At 38.5% G+C, this 18,846-nt stretch carries 17 protein-coding genes; all 17 read right to left on the reverse strand.

The annotated features are described in order from the left end of the window. Positions 1 to 73 precede the first annotated feature (73 nt). The 17 genes from ABDZ53_RS00700 to ABDZ53_RS00780 all read right to left on the reverse strand — a co-directional run bounded on the left by ABDZ53_RS00700 (position 74) and on the right by ABDZ53_RS00780 (position 18,839). The gene (locus ABDZ53_RS00700; protein ID WP_343752965.1) at positions 74 to 718 is read right to left on the reverse strand and encodes a thiamine diphosphokinase; all 645 of its coding nucleotides are present in this window, start codon (positions 716 to 718) and stop codon (positions 74 to 76) included. Beyond that, positions 711 to 1,367, reverse strand: a complete 657-nt coding sequence (gene rpe / locus ABDZ53_RS00705; RefSeq protein ID WP_343752967.1) for a ribulose-phosphate 3-epimerase — start codon at positions 1,365 to 1,367, stop codon at positions 711 to 713. Before rpe ends, ABDZ53_RS00700 begins: the two co-directional genes overlap by 8 nt. Then, positions 1,364 to 2,281, reverse strand: coding sequence for a ribosome small subunit-dependent GTPase A (gene rsgA, locus ABDZ53_RS00710; RefSeq protein ID WP_343752969.1), 918 nt, complete (start codon positions 2,279 to 2,281; stop codon positions 1,364 to 1,366). The genes rpe and rsgA overlap by 4 nt, the downstream gene beginning before the upstream one ends. Positions 2,282 to 2,296: 15 nt before the next feature. Continuing rightward, positions 2,297 to 4,336: a Stk1 family PASTA domain-containing Ser/Thr kinase gene (gene pknB / locus ABDZ53_RS00715; RefSeq protein ID WP_343752971.1), complete on the reverse strand. Its 2,040-nt coding sequence runs from the start codon at positions 4,334 to 4,336 to the stop codon at positions 2,297 to 2,299. After that, positions 4,333 to 5,106 (reverse strand): Stp1/IreP family PP2C-type Ser/Thr phosphatase, encoded by a 774-nt coding sequence (locus ABDZ53_RS00720; protein WP_343753034.1) that lies wholly within the window; start codon positions 5,104 to 5,106, stop codon positions 4,333 to 4,335. The genes pknB and ABDZ53_RS00720 overlap by 4 nt, the downstream gene beginning before the upstream one ends. A gap of 91 nt (positions 5,107 to 5,197) precedes the next feature. Continuing rightward, complete coding sequence (rsmB, locus tag ABDZ53_RS00725; protein ID WP_343752973.1) at positions 5,198 to 6,553, reverse strand: 16S rRNA (cytosine(967)-C(5))-methyltransferase RsmB; 1,356 nt, start codon at positions 6,551 to 6,553, stop codon at positions 5,198 to 5,200. Next, the gene (fmt, locus tag ABDZ53_RS00730) at positions 6,543 to 7,490 is read right to left on the reverse strand and encodes a methionyl-tRNA formyltransferase (protein WP_343752975.1); all 948 of its coding nucleotides are present in this window, start codon (positions 7,488 to 7,490) and stop codon (positions 6,543 to 6,545) included. Before fmt ends, rsmB begins: the two co-directional genes overlap by 11 nt. 15 nt (positions 7,491 to 7,505) lie before the next feature. Beyond that, a complete protein-coding gene (gene priA, locus ABDZ53_RS00735; protein ID WP_343752977.1) occupies positions 7,506 to 9,926 on the reverse strand; it encodes a primosomal protein N' in 2,421 nt (806 codons plus the stop codon). Between the two features lie 18 nt (positions 9,927 to 9,944). Continuing rightward, positions 9,945 to 11,150, reverse strand: coding sequence for a bifunctional phosphopantothenoylcysteine decarboxylase/phosphopantothenate--cysteine ligase CoaBC (gene coaBC, locus ABDZ53_RS00740; RefSeq protein WP_343752979.1), 1,206 nt, complete (start codon positions 11,148 to 11,150; stop codon positions 9,945 to 9,947). A gap of 157 nt (positions 11,151 to 11,307) precedes the next feature. Beyond that, on the reverse strand, positions 11,308 to 11,517 hold the full coding sequence (gene rpoZ, locus ABDZ53_RS00745) for a DNA-directed RNA polymerase subunit omega (protein ID WP_343752981.1): 210 nt from the start codon (positions 11,515 to 11,517) through the stop codon (positions 11,308 to 11,310). Further along, the gene (gene gmk, locus ABDZ53_RS00750) at positions 11,518 to 12,135 is read right to left on the reverse strand and encodes a guanylate kinase (protein ID WP_343752983.1); all 618 of its coding nucleotides are present in this window, start codon (positions 12,133 to 12,135) and stop codon (positions 11,518 to 11,520) included. 92 nt (positions 12,136 to 12,227) lie between these two features. Next, positions 12,228 to 13,589, reverse strand: a complete 1,362-nt coding sequence (locus ABDZ53_RS00755) for a patatin-like phospholipase family protein (RefSeq protein ID WP_343752985.1) — start codon at positions 13,587 to 13,589, stop codon at positions 12,228 to 12,230. Positions 13,590 to 13,723: 134 nt separating this feature from the next. Then, a complete protein-coding gene (locus tag ABDZ53_RS00760) occupies positions 13,724 to 14,359 on the reverse strand; it encodes a V-type ATP synthase subunit D (protein ID WP_343752987.1) in 636 nt (211 codons plus the stop codon). A gap of 5 nt (positions 14,360 to 14,364) precedes the next feature. After that, complete coding sequence (locus ABDZ53_RS00765; RefSeq protein ID WP_343752989.1) at positions 14,365 to 15,741, reverse strand: V-type ATP synthase subunit B; 1,377 nt, start codon at positions 15,739 to 15,741, stop codon at positions 14,365 to 14,367. Then, positions 15,734 to 17,521, reverse strand: a complete 1,788-nt coding sequence (locus ABDZ53_RS00770; RefSeq protein ID WP_343752991.1) for a V-type ATP synthase subunit A — start codon at positions 17,519 to 17,521, stop codon at positions 15,734 to 15,736. Before ABDZ53_RS00770 ends, ABDZ53_RS00765 begins: the two co-directional genes overlap by 8 nt. A 12-nt stretch (positions 17,522 to 17,533) precedes the next feature. After that, positions 17,534 to 17,845 carry a V-type ATP synthase subunit F gene (locus ABDZ53_RS00775; RefSeq protein ID WP_343752993.1) on the reverse strand — a complete coding sequence of 104 codons (312 nt, stop codon included), beginning with the start codon at positions 17,843 to 17,845 and terminating at the stop codon, positions 17,534 to 17,536. After that, positions 17,835 to 18,839, reverse strand: coding sequence for a V-type ATP synthase subunit C (locus ABDZ53_RS00780; RefSeq protein WP_343752995.1), 1,005 nt, complete (start codon positions 18,837 to 18,839; stop codon positions 17,835 to 17,837). The genes ABDZ53_RS00775 and ABDZ53_RS00780 overlap by 11 nt, the downstream gene beginning before the upstream one ends. Positions 18,840 to 18,846: the final 7 nt, after the last annotated feature.

The raw sequence follows: 18,846 nt of genomic DNA on the forward strand, positions 1-18,846 counted from the left end.
ATGTTAATTATAGGATACTCTCTCTTTTCTGTCATGGCTTAGATTGCGAAGCAATCATATTGTTTTTTATTTATTAATCTCTGCTTTGAATAACCCCTAATAGTCCCTTCTCAAAACTGAACTGACACTCAGAACCCAGCATCTCATTGCTCACCAATGAAACAGGATGAGCGTACGAAGCATTCTCTAATGGATACTTGAGATTTTTTAGTGTCAGTTTTTCTATGGGTGTCATCCCAATAAAAGAGATGTAGGACATTGAGTCATCTGCTTTTATCTCATGGTTACCCGGCATAAAGAATTGAACATGATTCTTTTCGTTTTTAAAGATTATTTTTTCAATAATCTTTTCGAATCGCGGCTGGTAAATGAGATGTAAAATACTCATTAAATGATCCGCACGGCCACCCAACCAGTTATATAAGATGATGTTTTCTGAAGGGTAGTCAGTCAGAGCGAGTTCTAAAGCTAGTTCAGTATCAGTATCATCTTTATCAGCTGGAAATTCATTCGTCTGCTTTGAAAATGCCTTGATATTCTCTTTTTCTTCTATACTAATAGAATCAAAATCCCCTAGAGCAAGAGTAAGCGGAATGTCTCTTTTATAGCACTCTATCGCTCCCCTGTCCACCCCGATAACAGCATCGTTAGGGTGAGGCTCAGGAAACACGGCATCGGGATCAGGAGCACCTAGGACGATATGCGTGACTTTATACATGTGATACCGCTTCTTTCAGAGCATCAATCTGTTTTTTTACATTATCTGAATTATAAACGTAAGAGCCTGCTACAAACACGGTCGCGCCAGCCTCGGCACACTCTTTAGCTGTTTCATCATTTACCCCGCCGTCTACTTCTATTTCATAATCTAACCCTTTATCTTTCTTCCACTGGTCTAATGTTCTTATCTTGTTTAATGTTTCTGGTATAAAGGATTGTCCTCCAAATCCAGGATTAACCGTCATGACCAGTACCATGTCCACTAAGGATATAATATCTTCTAATAGCGAAACAGGCGTAGCCGGATTTAGAACAACTCCTGCTTTCACGCCACTGTCTTTGATTAATTGAACCGTTCTGTGTAAATGATTTGTGCTCTCCACATGTACAGAAATATAATCCGCACCGGCTTTTGCAAAATCGCTTATATAATTTTCCGGGTTCTCAACCATTAAATGGCAATCTATGGGAAGAGTGGTATGGGGGCGTATCGCCTGGACCACATTCGATCCGAAGGTTAAATTCGGAACGAAATGTCCATCCATGGAATCCACATGAATCCAATCAGCCCCACCTTCTTCAACTTTTTTTACTTCATTCTTTAAGTCAGCAAAGTCTGCACTTAGTATCGATGGAGCAATAATCATGTTCGATCCCCTTTCTTCCCATATTTCGGCTTTCTATTTTGTATTTCTTCTAATAATGACAAGTAATTGGTATACCTGAATGAGGCGATGTCTCCTGCCTCAACGGCCTCTTTAACGGCACAGTTAGGCTCATTCTGGTGCACACACCCATTGAATCGACAGTTCATACCCATTTCCCATAATTCTGGAAAACAAGATGACAGTTCTGCTTCTTCTATAATCTCAAACTGGAGCGCACTGAAACCTGGTGTGTCAGCGATTAAGCCTCCTAATAAAGGAACCAGTTCAACGTGACGAGTGGTATGTCGCCCTCTTCCTAAAGATTTAGACGTTTCACCAATTTTAAGCTGCAAGGACGAATCCATTTTATTTAATAAAGTGGATTTGCCAGCTCCGGATTGACCCATAAATACAGCTGTTTTCCCACTGACACTTTCTTCTAAAGCGGCATGAATCTCATCCGTTGACCATTCTACTTGTCTTTCTGGCAGTATCACCGTATACCCAATGTCTTTATACACTTGGCATTCTTTTTCAACTTTTTCATATTCGTCTTCTGATGCTATATCTGTTTTGGTAATAAATATAACCGGTTGAATAGCGTTATATTCTAAAGAAACCAAATATCTATCGAGTAAGGAAGGAGAGAATGCAGGGTCTGTCATGGACATGATAATGATTCCTGTATCCACATTCGCCACTGCTGGTCTTTTCAACTCGTTTTTTCGGGGAAGGATTTCTTCTAATGTGCCTTCCTTTTCCGTTTCAAAAAAGAATTGGACATAATCTCCGACTAAAGGAGTAATGTTGTCTTTTCTAAAAATGCCTCTTGCTCTTGTTTGATAAATTTTTCCAGATTCAGATTGAATATAGTAAAACCCGCTCAAGGCTTTAATAATTTGACCTTTTTCCAAATAGACACATCCTTTTTAGTTATTTGGTTCGATGTTCGATTCTTCAATTATCGTTTCTCCATCACGATCAATTCTTACAGTAGCTGATTCACCTTCTAATACGTTAAAGATGAGCGTCACTTCTGTATCATTAATGATTTCAAATTCTCTGTAAATATCATCTATAGAATTTTCTGAATCTTCAACATACACTTGTATAACATTTGGCACGCGCGGCACGTCTTCTGTGTCCTCGCTATCCTCAGTTTCTTCTGCATCTGGTTCTTCTTCGTTATCTGTTTCCTCTTCATTATCTTCTTCAACTTCTGGAGCGACATATTCCACCATAAAACTTCTATCAAATGTAAACAATTCTGGTTCTTCAGGTCCTGTAGATAAGACGACAGAAATCCGTTGACCGGAATGAATAATCGATCCAGGTTCAGGAGATTGACTGACTACTCTTCCTTCAGTAATCGTATCATGCGACGCATAAGAAAAATTGACGGACAGATTTAATTCCTCAATATATTCCATCACACCTGTTTCAGTAAAATTAGTCAGGTCTCTAAATTCATAAGCTTGAGGGCCGCTACTGACAATTAAGTTTACTGTTGTTTCATTAGGTATCACATCTTCACCAGGTGTAATGGATTGTGAGATAATCACACCTTCTGGAATGGTATCATGGTTTTCCTCTTCACTCTCAACTGTAAAATTCATACTGGTCAGTTCTGCACGGGCCTCCTGATAATTTTCCCCTTCAACATCAGGCATAGCTATAGGTTCTTGTCCGATACTGACGTATAAATCGACCTCTGCTCCTTCTCTAATAATCGCTCTTTCACTAGGATTGCTGCGAATAACATGTCCAGAGTCTACTTCCTCATCATTGAGTTCGATGATTTCGCCTACAACAAGATTCAGCTCTTCTATTAAGTCAACCGCTTCTTCTTGGGGTAGCCCTTCTAATGGTGGCACAGATACTTCTTGTGGCTGTGTCATAGTAAAAATGAAATAACCAATTACAATAAGAAGAGTTATGATTATCGTTAACAATAATCCTTTACGATTCTTTTTCTTTTGTGTTCCTTCAGAATCTTTTTGGACCGGTTCGACAATTGTTGTTTTTTTAGTATCAGTCAAATCTTTTGCTGGTTTTTCAGAATTCTTTTCAGTAGGTGACGTTATAGGTGTTAACACACGCGTCGAATCATCCGCATTAGATTCAGGTATGAATTTGGGTTCATCTTCTCTGCTTGGAGACATGGCAGTCATTAAATCTTCTTTCATTTCTCTCACTGAAGCATATCTCACATGAGCCTCTTTAGCTGTCGCTTTCAACACAACATTTTCTAACGCTTGTGGCATTGAACTATCGGTTTCTTTTAAAGACGGTATATCATTTTGAAAATGCTTTAACGCAATTGATACTGCAGACTCTCCATCAAAGGGTACTTTCCCAGACAGCAATTCATAGAGGAGAATGCCTAGAGAGTAAATATCCGACTGCTTAGTTGCCATGCTACCTCTAGCCTGTTCAGGAGAGATGTAATGCACCGAGCCTAATAAAGAGTTCGTTTGTGTAATAGAGTTCTCAGATAAAGCTACCGCAATACCAAAGTCTGTAATTTTTACAGTATCATGATTATCTATAAGGATATTCTGAGGTTTCAAATCTCTATGGATAATATTGTGCCTATGGGCATATTCGACGGCATCCAATATTTGAGACATAATACTGATTGTCTTTTTATATGGAATAGGATAGTGTTCTTTAATGTATTCTTTCAAGTCATATCCTTCGACATACTCCATGACTATATAGGGATTCTTTTCTTCACCGACATCCACTACATTGACGATGTTAGGATGAGTCAGTTCGGTTGTTGACAAAGCTTCTCTTTTAAAACGTCTGATGCTCGCTTCATCATTATGGAAATTATAAGCCATCAATTTAACAGCCACTTGACGTTCTAAAATCAAGTCTTCAGCTAAAAAGACATTGGCCATTCCACCCGAACCGATTTCTCTGATGATTTTATAACGATTGCTAATGCGTTCTCCAGGTATCATTTATTCTCCTCCTTTCCAGAAACAATCATATCTTTTTTTATGGTTGGGTCGACCAGACAAACAGTAATATTATCGGTTGCGCCATTTTTTAAAGCTTCTTTAATTAGCACATTCGCTTTTTCTTCCAATGACTGTCCGTCTGTTAAAATCTCTTCTATGAGTTCATCACTCAATCCATTAGTTAGTCCATCTGAACATAAGAGTAGAAGCTCTGTTTTTTCTCTTTCTAAAGTGAAAAAGTCGACTTCTACCTTATCAAAAACTCCCAATGATCGAGTCAGAGCATTCTTCTTAAGATGACTTTTGGCTTCTTCTTCAGTAATTTCGCCTCGGAGTTTTAACTCGTTGGCAAATGAGTGATCTTCCGTGATACGTTCTAATTCATTTTCTGATAATTGGTACGCTCGGCTGTCACCAACATTCCCAATAATGATTTCATCCTGAATGAAGGCACTGGTAACTAAAGTCGTTCCCATGCCTTCTAAATCATTGTATTTTTTTGCTATTCGATAAATACGTTGATTTTCTATGTTAATTTGGTTTTCTAACCATTGAATGGTTTCTTTACTTGATTGAAACTGAGTATTTTTCCATTCATTACCTAATTGTAAGACAGCCATTTCACTCGCAATATCTCCAGCTTTATGGCCACCCATTCCATCACATAAAACAGCCAATAATTGATTAGATTGATTGCTGAACACTTCAACGTAATCTTGATTGGTTGACCGTTTTCCTATATGTGTTTGTTTGAAAGATTTCAGTTTAATTCACTCCTGGTTATTCGTTTCGATGTCTATGTACAGACTGAATGATACAAGCATTCATAAAAATGATGCCTATCATTCAGTATTTTAACACTTATTGTTTCTTTCTTAAACTAGCAATAAAGAATCCATCTGTTCCATACAAATGAGGATAGAGATGTAAAAATCCGTCTTCAGATAAAGTTAACTCTTTATTTTTAACAAAAACAGGTTCGATGACAAAGTCTTCGTTCTCTTCTATAAAGCGATGGACCACCTCATCATTTTCTTTCAATGTGATGGTACAGGTACTATAAATCAGTCTTCCGCCTTTTTTAAGTAAAGGAGCCACACTGTTTAATATGTCTACCTGTACTTTTTGCAGAGAGTATATATCCTCCAAACTCTTTTGATAGCGTATATCTGGTTTTCTTCTCATCAAACCTAATCCAGAGCAAGGGGCATCCACTAATATTTTATCAAAACTTTCTACATCAAAAAGCTCTTTACTCTTTCGAGCATCCAGTGCTCTAGTCTCTACGACTTGAGAGACGCCTAACCTATCACTGTTTTCTTTAATCTTTTTTATTTTATTTTCGTGTAAATCCAGTGCCACTATCTTTCCGTGTAACTCAGGCTTTAAGTACGTAGCCATGTGAACGGTTTTCCCACCGGGAGCAGCACAGGCATCTAATATATAGTCAGACTCTTCTACTTTCATGGCTTCAGCTACGAGCATTGAGCTCTCATCTTGAATGGTTATCTTTCCTTGCTTAAAAAGTTCTGTCTGCACAGGTAAGCCATTTTGACTAATTAGTCCGTCTTCTGCTACTGAGCTTTCAGTCAGTTCAAATCCCTCAGCCTCCAAAGCCGCTATCGCATCTTCCTTCGAAATTTTTGCCTGATTCACTCGTAAACTGACTTTGGATTTAGATGAAAGCGACTGGACTATTTTATTAGTATCATCTAAACCCACTTCTTCTTGAAGAAGATGAATTATCCATTGGGGATAGCTGTATTCAATAGCCATACGTTCAATAGGATCTGCTATTTCTTCAACAGACCGGACACCTCTTCTATCTATATTTCTTAACACACCGTTTACGAGTCCCGAAATCCCCTTATGCCCTCTTACTTTGGCTATCTGAACAGCTTCATCCACTACCGCATGGACAGGTACTCTATCTAATTTAGTCATTTGGTAGAGAGATAAACGGAGCAATTGTCTCACCCAAAGGTCCAGTCTCTTCTGTTTTTTGATAAAGGGTTCTAACTGATAGTCTAATAGACGTTTATTCTGTATGACACCGTAGACTAGCTCCGTCAAGAAAGATCTGTCTTCCTTAGATAACTGGACAGACTCAACGGTAGCATTCAATAAAACATTACTAAAAGACTGATTTTTTTCTGCTTTTTCCAAAAGTTCCATAGCTAAATAACGACTCGTCTGTTTTATTTGTTTAGTTTTCAAACTGAACCCCTTCTTCTAAATGGTTTCGTGCGCCTGCTAAATAATCAGAGACAGGCATTTTAGGTTTTCCGAAAGGCTGAACAACCAGTAACTTGAGCGCAGTTTGATTCCCGCATTGTACGATAAGTTCATCTTTACTCAGTTTGATAATGGTTCCTGGATGACTGTCAGATGAATGACTAAGGGCCTCAGCAAACCAAATTTTAAATCGTTCGCCGTTTAATAAGGTGTAGGCTCCAGGAAAAGGATTCATCCCTCTAATTTTATTGGCCAAATCTTTAGCCGATTTCGTCCAATCAAACTTTTCTTCAGCTGGCTGAATCATTGGAGCCAGTGTTACTTCATTCTCATCCTGCACGATGGGTTGGACCGTTTCATTAAAAAGTTCTGGTAAAGTATCGATTAATAAATCCCTTCCTAACAGACTAAGTTTGTTGAATAAACTCCCCACAGTATCCGACTCTTCTATTGTGATGTCTCTTTGGGATATGATGTCTCCCGCATCCATTTTTTTCACCATATACATAATCGTCACACCTGTTTTTTCGTCACCATTTATTAAGGCATAATGAATGGGAGCTGCACCACGGTATTTCGGCAGCAATGAGGCATGAACATTTATCGCTTTAAAGCGTGGCGCATTCAATAGCTTTGTCGGAACGTATTGTCCATAGGCAGCTGTTACAATTAAATCAGGCTCCATTTCAAGGATGGTGTTCATTTCTGGTGAACCCGATAATTTCTCAGGCTGTAAAACAGGTATATCATACGCCATCGCTTTTTTCTTTACCGGTGGGGCTGTCAACACCTTCTTACGTCCTACTTTTCTGTCGGGTTGAGTCACAACAGTAACAACTTCACAATTCTCTTCTTTGATTAATGCTTCTAATATAGGAACAGAGAAATCCGGCGTCCCCATAAAAACAATTTTATACATGTGTACCCCTCTATTCTATATGAAATCTAATGGCTGATAATCAATGGAAATATAAAGTCCTTTAGCTTGTTCCTTCTGAGTGGATTGCAGCAATTCATGCAGCCTCTGTTCTAACTCAACTTCCCTTTTATATTTAATCATCACCTGAAAATGATACCGATTATGAGTACGAGCAATGGACCGTGGCGTTGGTCCTAAAACAATAGCTTGCTTAGATAGCACCGGCTTGATAAATTCTAAATATTCCGCTATTTTTTTCGCGGCTGTCATTTCATTGGTATGACTGACGGATAATTTTATCAAAAAATAATAAGGGCTGTATTCACTGAGATGCCTTAAATGCATTTCTCTTTTATAAAAAGCATCATAATCGTGTTTTTTTGCATACTGAATTGCGTAATGTTCTGGATTATACGATTGAATGACTACTTCCCCTTTTTTTTCGCCTCGTCCAGATCGTCCACTGACTTGTGTCAACAGCTGGAAAGTCTTTTCTGCTGATCGAAAATCGGGTAAACCTAAAGAGGTATCTGCATTAATGACACCAACGAGTGTGACATTAGGAAAGTCCAAACCTTTCGCAATCATTTGTGTTCCCAGCAAAATGTCCGCTTCTCTTTTCTCAAAGGAATGAAAAAGACGTTCATGTGCTCCCTTTTTTCGAGTCGTGTCCACATCCATACGGATAATGCGCGCTGATGGTATAAGAGCTTGGAGTTCTTCTTCCACCTTTTGAGTTCCCGTTCCATAATACCGAATCGAACGACTCGTACATGATGGACAAATGGATGGTATGCCTTCTTCATGCCCACAATAATGACATTTCATCGTTTTAGTGTCCATATGCAAGGTTTGTGAAATATCACAATTAGGACATTCCAATACAAATCCGCAATCTCTGCATAGCACAAAGGATGAATAGCCTCTTCTGTTCAGCAAAAGGACGGACTGCTCATTTAATGCCAGCCTTTTTTCTAATTCTTCTTTTAATAAAGATGAAAAAGTAGAATGGTTTCCCGTTTTCGCCTCTTCTCGCATATCAACTAACCGGACATGAGGAAGAGATTGGTTATTAGCCCGTTTACTTAATTCAAGTAACGTGTAGACCTGTTTCGTTGCCCGTGCTCTTGATTCCAGAGACGGAGTCGCACTCCCCAAGACGACGGGACATTTATGGTACTGGCCTCTCCATATAGCTACATCTCTTGCATGATACTTAGGAAATTCTTCTTGCTTATAGGTGGTTTCATGTTCTTCGTCAATAATAATAATGCCAATATTCTTTAAAGGAGCAAATATACTTGAGCGGGCCCCAACGACTACCTTGGCTTCTTCTTTTTCAATTTTTCGCCATTCATCATACTTTTCCCCCTCAGACAAACCGCTGTGTAAAACAGCCACATTCTCTCCAAAACGGCTTTTAAAACGGTGAACCATTTGAGGTGTTAAGGCAATTTCAGGCACAAGCATTAAAGCTCCAAGCCCTTTATCTAATACTTCAGCTATGGCTTGTAAATACACCTCTGTTTTTCCGCTACCGGTTATTCCTTTCAAGAGAAACACTTCTGAACGTTTATCCTGAATGGCTTGGTTAATCTGATTAAATGCGTGTGACTGTTCTGCCGTCAAGTCCAACGCAACGGTAGGCTCAAATACCGTGTCAGAAAAAGGATCTCTGTAGACTTCTTTTTCCTCTATTTTACACCAGCCTTTGTCTACACCTGTATTAATATTCTGAGTAGAAATACTCTGTTCTTTAAAGGTTTCTATCGAGGCCGTTTTTCCTTCTAACTGCTGAAGAAAACTCACGAGTAATTTTTGTTTCTTTGCATTGGAAGGGAGGTCTTCTATTACTTCTTCATACTGTTCAAAACTCAGCAGGGGTCTGACTATTCTTACTTTTTTACTCGTTTTCTTATCCGTCACTTCGTATTCAATCTGAACTTTTTCTTCTTTATTCAGTTCAATGAGTTGTTTTAATTTCCCCGACTCTTCCGCTTCATCCCAGCTTATTTCATTTCGTCCTTTAAAAACGTTCCACAATACATCTTCAGATACTTCATCACTTATGATGAATTTTTTATTGTATTTCGCTCTAAGGACTGCTGGCAGCATGGTCTGATACATTTTAACTTGAAAGCTAAAAGTTTTGTGTGATAAATCTTTCCCCAACTTAATTAACTCTTCTGTTAAAACAGGTAAAGGATCCATCAAACTGGAAATACGTTTCCACTCTATTCCATTATCCATTGGAAATTTTTGAGGTTTTATATCAACGACAAACCCTTGTACTTTTCTTGATCCCTTTCCAAAAGGCACAACCACTCTCATACCTACGGTTATAATAGGCTCAAGTTCTTCGGGGACAATATAAGTGAAAGGCTTATTTGTTTGCAAAGTAGGAACATCTACAATTATTTCAGCAAGTAGAGGCATATACTCTCTCCTCTCACATCAATTATTTTTAAAAAAATCTACTATCCATGAAACAATATCATCTGCAATTTCAGTTTTTTTCTTTAGTCTAATCGGGATAGGTTCTGATGTATGTGTAATAAAGGTTACTTCATTGTTGTCCACATTAAATCCTCTATCCTTTTGCCCTACATCATTAGCGACAATCATATCTGCATTTTTTTCTTTTAACTTGGATTGAGCATATTCAATGATGTGTTCCGTTTCTGCGGCAAAACCGACGAGACATTGGTCTGCTCGTTTCCGACTTCCCATATCTTTTAGTATGTCTGGATTTTTTTCGAACTCTAAAGACAAACTGTCTGTCTTTTTCATTTTGTTCTCAGCAACCGTTTTAGGCGTGTAGTCCGAAACTGCAGCAGACATAATGAGGGAATCTGCCGTCTCAAAGTGTTCTAGTACGGCTTGATGCATCTCTTTAGCCGATTCAACTGCCACCTTCTGAATTCTATCAGGAACGGGTATTGAACTAGCTGTAATTAACACAACATCTGCACCTTTATTCCAGGCGGCTTCTGCTATGGCATGTCCTGTTTTTCCTGATGAATCATTTGTAATATAACGAACTGGGTCTATACGCTCTTTTGTTCCTCCAGCTGTGACAATGACTTTCTTCCCTTTTAAAGGTAAATCGGTTATGTGATTCCTCATAAACCCTTCAAATTCTTCTATGATTCTTTCTTTTTCAGGAAAGCGTCCTTTTCCAGAGTAGCCTTCTGCAAGAAAACCCGTATCGGGTTCCATCATATAGATGTCTCTCTTGGTTAGTAAATCTCTATTTTCTTTCGTTACTTGATTATCATACATATGTGTGTTCATTGCAGGTATAGCAAATATAGGAGACCGAGTCGCTAGTAAGGCGGAAGTGACAAAATTGTCTGCTAGGCCGTGAGCTAGTTTAGCTAATGTATTTGCGGTCAATGGAGCAATTAAAGAAAAATCTGCCCAGTCAGCAAAATGGATGTGATTGACGACACGTGGGTTATCCTCCATAAATGTATCGATGTAAACCTGATGCTTGCTTAAGACTTGAAATGTTAAAGGCGAAACAAATTCTGCAGCAGATTCCGTCATAGCTACTCTGACTTCTGCTCCATTTTTAATGAATTCTCTCATTAAATCAACGACTTTATATACAGCAATGCCTCCTGTTACATACAGGGCAATCTTTTTACCTTTTAACATAAATTCCCTCCTAAACTTTCACTCATCTATTTTACCAATAAATTCTTCGTGTGTCTGTATGTTTAAAGATTCCTTCAATATAAATCACTAGAAAAAACCTCTGATCGTTACTACCTAAACGAGAGATAGTAATGGAACAGAGGTTGTCTATTTTCTATTAGTTGATACTGTTCGGGTCTAAAACGAGGTCCCCAGATTTGATTTCTTCTAAGGCTTTCCCTACATTCTTATTGCTTTCATAATTTTCCATCATTTCAGATTCTTCATTTCCATGGAGTTCTTTAGCTCGTTTAGCAGCCAATATTACCAATGAATACTTAGAATCAATCTTTTTTAATAAATCGTCCTGTGAAGGATATAATAACATTTATTCCATCTCCTCAATAATCTCTGTAAAGTCTTTAAGGTTGCGTACTACTTTCAAATGTTCACTCTCAATAATGTTACGTATTTTTCGAGCAGCATTTACAACGGTATCGTTTTGAACCACGTAATCATAATATTGAATCAATTTCAATTCTTCAACAGCTTTTTTCATTCGCTTCTGAATCATTTCATCACTATCGGTTCCTCGATTGACGATACGACTTTCAAGTTCATCTAAGTTTGGGGGAGACAAGAAAATAAAAATAGCTTCTGGCATTTTTCCTCTTACTTTCAATGCACCCTGTACTTCAATTTCCAAAAACACATCTCTACCGGAGTCTAAGGTCTTGTTCACGTAATCTAAAGGCGTCCCGTAGTAATTGCCTACATACTCTGCGTATTCCAGCAGACCGCCTTCTTCAATGAGTTTTTCAAATTCTTCTTTAGTTCGAAAGAAATAGTCAACCCCTTCTTTCTCACCTTCCCGTTTTTTTCGAGTAGTCATCGAAATTGAATAGTCAAAATCATTTGAATAATTGTCAAATATAGCTTTTCTTACCGTTCCTTTACCGACTCCCGAAGGTCCAGATAATACTATTAGTAATCCTCTATCTTTCATCTGTACTTCCTTCCCAACATTTACTCTTTAAGACTTATCCTCTATTTTATCATATTCACGTGGAAAAATGAACCAAAATTTAAGCTATCCCTTTAATTATCCATTTCTCGGAGATATTTACAATATAAAGCAATGATAAAGGGATAAGGCTTCGCTTTAATAAGTAAGTGATATAAAGGATTGTCCCAGTTGATTGTTGGGTCTTCCAATCTTTCCAGTATCTGAGCTACTAATTTTCGATTAGACAAAAGAGGCAACCTTTCAATAAATTCTTCTGACCACTCTCTTCCGCTTAATATGAATGCCGGTTGAAATTCCTTAATTGGTTGCTTTCTTTCCTTTTCCAGCAATCTTTCAACTCTATATACTATCTCATTTTGAAAATCTTCTATAAGGTACCTTTTTTCTGGCAGTATATTTAATAATTTTCCGGTTAGCTCCATCAAAGCAAGAGATAACGTATCGGCTTCCACATTCTGTTCCCATCTTTTAGACATTTCTTTTAATAGAGACAACTGTTTACGTTCTTCTTTAATGTAATGGTACAGTTGAGACGTTCGCTTTCCTCTTAAAAAGGAGTCTACAGCGACTAGTAATCGGTTGTTTTCTTCCATAACCTCTTTTTGTAAAAAGGTATACCACAATCCGCCATACTGCTCTGGACAGGCTAATTTAATCGTTTCATCGTATCCCAAACGAATATTTATTTCCGCTCTTTTTTTATCAAAGAGTAACATGTCCCCTAGGGGCCATTTAGTACGAATCCATAGATGATCATGGTCTTTTAACCTCTTGTCATATTTGACTATACCCGGTCCTTTGATATCGACGATAATGAGCTGGTCTAGTTTTTTATCTAAAACCATAGAGATGGGAATATTATTGGCATATCCTCCGTCAATATAGGGAGTTTGATCAATTATCGTTTTCGGCATCGCTGGATATAAGGAGGCACTAGCTAGAAGATAATCATTCAATCTCCCTTTTTCAATATCCGATAAATACAAGTATTCTATTTCTCTCGTCTTTAAATTCGTTGTAGATAGACCTATTGACAGATTGCTTTCTCTCAACTTTTCTTCATCGTCAATATACTTGTCTATCATATTTTTTAAAGGGTCAGAACTGATTCCTTTATCGCGGATTACTTTTATAAGAAATCCCGTCAGTGTTTTCCGGTAGTCATTAAAGCTCTCAATCTCTAATGGAATAGTGTAATCCAGTACATTGTCTGTTTCAATTTCCTTCCACATGTTCTCTGCCTCTTGAACATCTCCCATGGCATATAAAACAGCATTTAATGCGCCCACTGAAGTTCCTGCTACGACGGTAGGTTTGTAAACTAATTCATCTAATGCTTTCCATACACCAATTTCAAAGGCGCCTCTCGCCCCTCCGCCACCAAAAACGAGGCCTCTTTTTTGATTCTTTTTATTGAAGAACGCTTCTCCCAATCCTGCACCTCCATTATTTCGATTTAGAATAAGTATACCGTTAAATCTTGTCTGTTAAAAGAATTTGCCTTTTACAAAAAAACAGAGGACTACCCATTAAGAGATACTCTCTTTCTTGGATAAGTCCACTGTATTTAATCTTGACCCATATCTTTAACTTTCATTAAACGTGTGATGGCTGCTCGTTCGCTCTCATCTAATTTCATTTGAATGAAGTATATCGTCTCTTCTAATTGAGGAATGGTTCGATATTCCAAAGCGTTTACTCTCCGCCTTGTTTTCTCGATTTCATCAGCCATTAATTGACAGGTTTTTTCAATCTCTGCCAGTTCAAGCATTTGCGGCATTACTTCAACAAGGTAGGCAAATGTAAGATCCAATTCTCCGTTAGAATTCAAATACCCATAGTTTAATTCTGTTGCATCTTCTACAGGTTGGTCATATTTGAAATTCATTTGAGGAACGCGAACACTCATAATGTTTTTTCTGTCAATATTTAAAGTTACACTGTTAGTAGGTACAGCCATTAATTCTTCAATATAATTTTCATGTAAAAGGGACTTAGCCATTGCAAAAGACTGCATGGCTTTTTCTAACTTTTCTTCCACTTTTATTCTGAGTTCATTATTTTTACGAATCATTTCAATAAACTGACGCATTAATTCGTCTTGCTTATCTTTTAATAGCTTATGACCTCTAGTAGCCAATTGTAATCTATCTTTAAGGTTAGATAGTTCCATACGAGTGGGGTTGACATTTAACTTAGCCATCTACCTCACTCTCCCTTTGGCAAATATTTGTCTAACATGTCATCTTTAATACGTTTCAATTCAGGACGTGGAAGAACTTTCAGTAAGTCCCATCCTAAATCAAGGGTTTCTACGATACTACGGTTCGTGTAATTTCCTTGGTTTACGTACTCTTTTTCGAATTTATTCGTAAACTCCACATATTTTTTATCTGTCTCTGAAAGAGCCGCTTCACCTAATACGGCAGACAATTCTTTGGCTTCTTTCCCTTGAGCATAAGCCGAGAACATCTGGTTCATAGTAGGGGCATGGTCTTCTCTCGTCTTGCCTTCACCAGTTCCTTTGTCTTTCAAACGGGAAAGTGACGGCAGAACATCTATCGGCGGTTGGAACCCTTGGTTATAGAGTTCACGGGATAGAATAATCTGTCCTTCAGTGATATACCCTGTTAAGTCAGGAATCGGGTGAGTAATATCATCTTCTGGCATCGTTAAAATAGGAATCTGCGTAACCGATCCTTTAGAGCCCGCTAATCTTCCGGCACGTTCATACAAGGTGGCCAGGTTGGTATATAAGTATCCTGGATACCCTCTACGTCCTGGGACTTCACGACGTGCAGCTGAAATCTCACGAAGAGCTTCTGCATAGAGAGTCATGTCAGTCATGATAACCAGAACATGCATGTCTTTTTCAAAAGCTAAATACTCAGCTGCTGTCAAAGCCATACGCGGTGTAGCAATACGTTCAATAGCAGGATCATCTGCTAAGTTGATAAAGACAACCGAACGGTCAATGGCCCCTGTTTTACGGAAGTCATTCATAAAGAATTCTGCTTCTTCATAAGTGATTCCAATGGCTGCAAAGACTACCGCGAACTTCTCATCTGCGCCGGTAACAGTAGCTTGACGCGCAATTTGAGCAGCTAAATCTTTATGAGGCAGACCAGAACCAGAAAACACAGGTAATTTCTGTCCACGGACAAGGGTATTCAAATGGTCGATAGTGGAGATACCTGTTTGAATAAACTCATCCGGGTATTCACGGGCTATCGGATTGATAGCTTGACCGTTAATATCTAAACTTTTTTCTGGAATTAAATCCGGTCCGTCATCATTTACTCGACCCATTCCATCAAATGTACGGCCTATCATGTCTTCCGATACATCTAGGGATAAAGGTTTTCCTAAGAAACGAACTTTTGTATCTTTTAAGTTGATACCCGATGAACCTTCGAACAACTGAACAACAGCTTTATCGCCATTTATTTCAAGGACTTGTCCACGACGTCGTTCCCCGTTCTGCATTTCTACATCGACTAACTCGTCATATTTGACTCCTTCGACACCTTGAACGGTCATTAAAGGACCAACGACTTCGGAAACTGTTTTATACTCTTTAAGCATCTGATTCTACACCGCCTTTCTCTAATACTGTTTGAATCTCTTCTGTTACTTGATTATAGATGTCATTTTGAATAACAGACAGGTCGTCTTCATGGATAAACTTCATACGACCGATTCTTTCTCGCACAACTTCAGTTCCTTGCATAATCTCATCATAATAAGAACCTAGTTCCAGCGCACGTTCTGCTTTATCTTCAAAATGTAAAATAACTTTCAACATTTCATATTGTTTTTCTCTTGATGTATACGTATCGACATCATCAAAAGCGTTTTGTTGTAAGAAATCTTCTCGAATCATACGGGCAGAAATCAATTTCAGTCTGTCTCTTTCTGATAATGATTCCACTCCGACTAAACGGACAATTTCTTGCAGCTCTGATTCTTCCTGAAGAAGAGTCATGGATCGTCTGACCATGCTTCCCCAATCAACGCCTAACTGTTTACCTACATAAGCATTCATATCATCAGAGTAGAGTGAATAAGAATCTAACCAGTTAATGGACGGGAAGTGACGTCTCTGTGCTAGAGAACTGTCTAGACCCCAGAACACTTTAGCTACTCGTAACGTGTTTTGTGTGACTGGCTCTGATGTGTCTCCACCAGGAGGAGATACCGCACCAATCGCTGTAATACTTCCTTCTCTTCCTTCAGTACCTAAAGAGATAGTTTTACCTGCTCGTTCATAATATTCCGCTAAGCGACTTCCTAAATAAGCAGGATACCCTTCATCACCAGGCATTTCTTCTAATCGACCAGACATTTCTCTTAACGCCTCAGCCCACCTAGATGTAGAATCTGCCATGACAGCTACCGAATAGCCCATATCTCTAAAGTACTCTGCTATAGTAATACCTGTGTAAATGGACGCTTCACGAGCTGCAACGGGCATATTAGACGTATTAGCGATTAAAACGGTTCTTTCCATGATCGATTCACCTGTATTGGGGTCAATCAGCTCTGGGAATTCATTAATAACATCCGTCATTTCATTTCCGCGTTCTCCACAACCGACGTAAACAACTAAATCAACATCTGCCCATTTAGAGATTTGGTGCTGAATAACTGTTTTTCCTGCACCGAATGGGCCAGGAATAGCAGCCGCTCCACCTTTAGCAACAGGGAACAACGTATCAACAACACGCTGACCAGTAATCAGAGGCTCTTCCGGATTCAGCTTTCTTTGAATCGGTCGCCCTTGACGAACGGGCCACTTCTGCATCATCGTAAATTCTTTATCGCCCTCTTCTGTTTCGATAACATAAAGAGGATCAGTAACTTTATAAGATCCACTTTCTACAGACTTCACTTTTCCACTGACACCATAAGGTACCATAATACGATGTTCGATAACGTTAGTCTCTTGAACTGTTCCTATGATATCTCCGGCTACAACATCTGTGCCAACCTCAATGGTTGCTTTAAAGTCCCATACTTTTTCTCTATTAAGAGGAGCAATCGTTTTTCCTCTTTCCAAATAATTACTTTGGGTGATTTCCATAAATTCATCCAGTGGTCGTTGGATTCCATCAAACATTTGAGAAATCATTCCCGGAGCTAACTCAACCGATAAAGGTTCACCCGTTGTTTCAACCGTTTCACCCGGTCCAACCATGGAGGTTTCTTCATAAACTTGAATGGAGGCTATATCGCCTCTCATTTCTATAATTTCACCGATTAGACCAAGTTCGCCTACTCGGCAAATATCTTGAATATTAGCTGTTTCCATTCCACTTGCTGTAACTAATGGACCGGAAACACTCACAATCGTTCCTTTACTCAAATTCGTACCCTCCTATAAAATATTTTGACCCACTGCTTTCTCAACGTTTTCTTGGACACGTCTTTTTCCTATACCACGTGAGCCTTCATGATTTGGGATCAAAATGATGGCAGGTTTCATTTTTGCATCATATCGTCTAATTGTGTCGGGAACCATTTCTGCCAATTGTTCCGTTAAATAAATCACACCGTATTCTTCGTCAGCTAATTGATCAATCAAGCGGCGTGTTTCATTTGCTTCAGATGCGAAACAAACTGAAAAACCGAGCATTTTAAAGGCAAGAACAGACTCTTTGTCTCCAATGACACCAATTTTATTGGCCATAGTTGAATCGCATCCTTTCTCTAATAGCATCAGCTGATACACCGTTCTCTTTACCAGATAATACTAAACGAATATTTTTAACTTCTGTTTCTTTAGCAAAGATAAATGCAGCGACGACCAAAGGACCAAATGCCTGCAATCTCGCTTCTCTCATGCGTTTCATATAGGCATTTTCTACTTCATAATCTATCTTAACCGTAGACAGCTCGCCACTCTCAGAATCTCTAGCCCTTTCAATAATCTGACGGTAATCCGTTCGACTATAAAACTGTACGACGGCTGAGAAGCCTTCATCAGCTAAAGCTATTAAATCTTCTTTAGGTATAGAACCAGAGCTTGATAAAACAGTCGTTAAGAAGTTTTTAGTTCTTTCTTGCTTCATTACTCTAACTAGAGTAGATAAGTTGTTGTAATCGATAAAGGTTTCTATTAATTCGGGTATGCCTTCTTCATTCGTTTGATCAGCCAATGAACGAAGATGAGTGAAGTAACGTCTGTCCAATATAATATCAATGGCTTGTGCATTTTGATACTCTTCATATTCAGCTCTCACTTCTTGAATACTATCCATATATTCAACAGGCAATACGTCTGACTCTCCTGTTCGAACAGCTTGTCTTAACTCTGATATAGGATACCGACCAATAGGAATAAATAAATGACTTAAGTCATCTTCAACTATTTCTTCTTTTATCAGAACTTTCAAATTATGGTAAGCATAGCGTAACCCAAATAGTTCGACTAGTTCTTTGTTTGGTACTATTTCAAACATTTCTTCAAAGGTTTGGTGTAGCTCATTCATGAACATTGAATCATAATCTCTATCATTCTTGATTCTATCTACATCATTTCGATAAGGGGATTCTCTTAATACATTGGCTGCTTCTTCAAAATTATCAGCAGCTAGCATTCTTTCAAAATGAGAGCGTGTGAGGAGATCATTCTCATACACACGAATGAGAACATTACTTGATCCATAAACGGTATCTTTCAACTGTATT

Origin of the sequence: Alkalibacterium iburiense (assembly GCF_039521845.1) — a bacterium.
GTDB classification, from domain to species: Bacteria; Bacillota; Bacilli; order Lactobacillales; family Carnobacteriaceae_A; genus Alkalibacterium; species Alkalibacterium iburiense.

What these genes read in the sequence shown, in the direction of transcription:
- fmt (WP_343752975.1), bottom strand. Translation starts at nt 7,490, where the DNA reads ATGTATAAAATTGTTTTTATGGGGACGCCGGATTTCTCTGTTCCTATA.
- coaBC (WP_343752979.1), bottom strand. Translation starts at nt 11,150, where the DNA reads ATGTTAAAAGGTAAAAAGATTGCCCTGTATGTAACAGGAGGCATTGCT.
- rpoZ (WP_343752981.1), bottom strand. Translation starts at nt 11,517, where the DNA reads ATGTTATTATATCCTTCACAGGACGATTTATTAAAAAAGATTGATTCT.
- ABDZ53_RS00760 (WP_343752987.1), bottom strand. Translation starts at nt 14,359, where the DNA reads ATGGCTAAGTTAAATGTCAACCCCACTCGTATGGAACTATCTAACCTT.
- rpe (WP_343752967.1), bottom strand. Translation starts at nt 1,367, where the DNA reads ATGATTATTGCTCCATCGATACTAAGTGCAGACTTTGCTGACTTAAAG.
- ABDZ53_RS00700 (WP_343752965.1), bottom strand. Translation starts at nt 718, where the DNA reads ATGTATAAAGTCACGCATATCGTCCTAGGTGCTCCTGATCCCGATGCC.
- pknB (WP_343752971.1), bottom strand. Translation starts at nt 4,336, where the DNA reads ATGATACCTGGAGAACGCATTAGCAATCGTTATAAAATCATCAGAGAA.
- ABDZ53_RS00775 (WP_343752993.1), bottom strand. Translation starts at nt 17,845, where the DNA reads ATGGCCAATAAAATTGGTGTCATTGGAGACAAAGAGTCTGTTCTTGCC.
- gmk (WP_343752983.1), bottom strand. Translation starts at nt 12,135, where the DNA reads ATGAAAGATAGAGGATTACTAATAGTATTATCTGGACCTTCGGGAGTC.
- ABDZ53_RS00765 (WP_343752989.1), bottom strand. Translation starts at nt 15,741, where the DNA reads ATGCTTAAAGAGTATAAAACAGTTTCCGAAGTCGTTGGTCCTTTAATG.
- priA (WP_343752977.1), bottom strand. Translation starts at nt 9,926, where the DNA reads ATGCCTCTACTTGCTGAAATAATTGTAGATGTTCCTACTTTGCAAACA.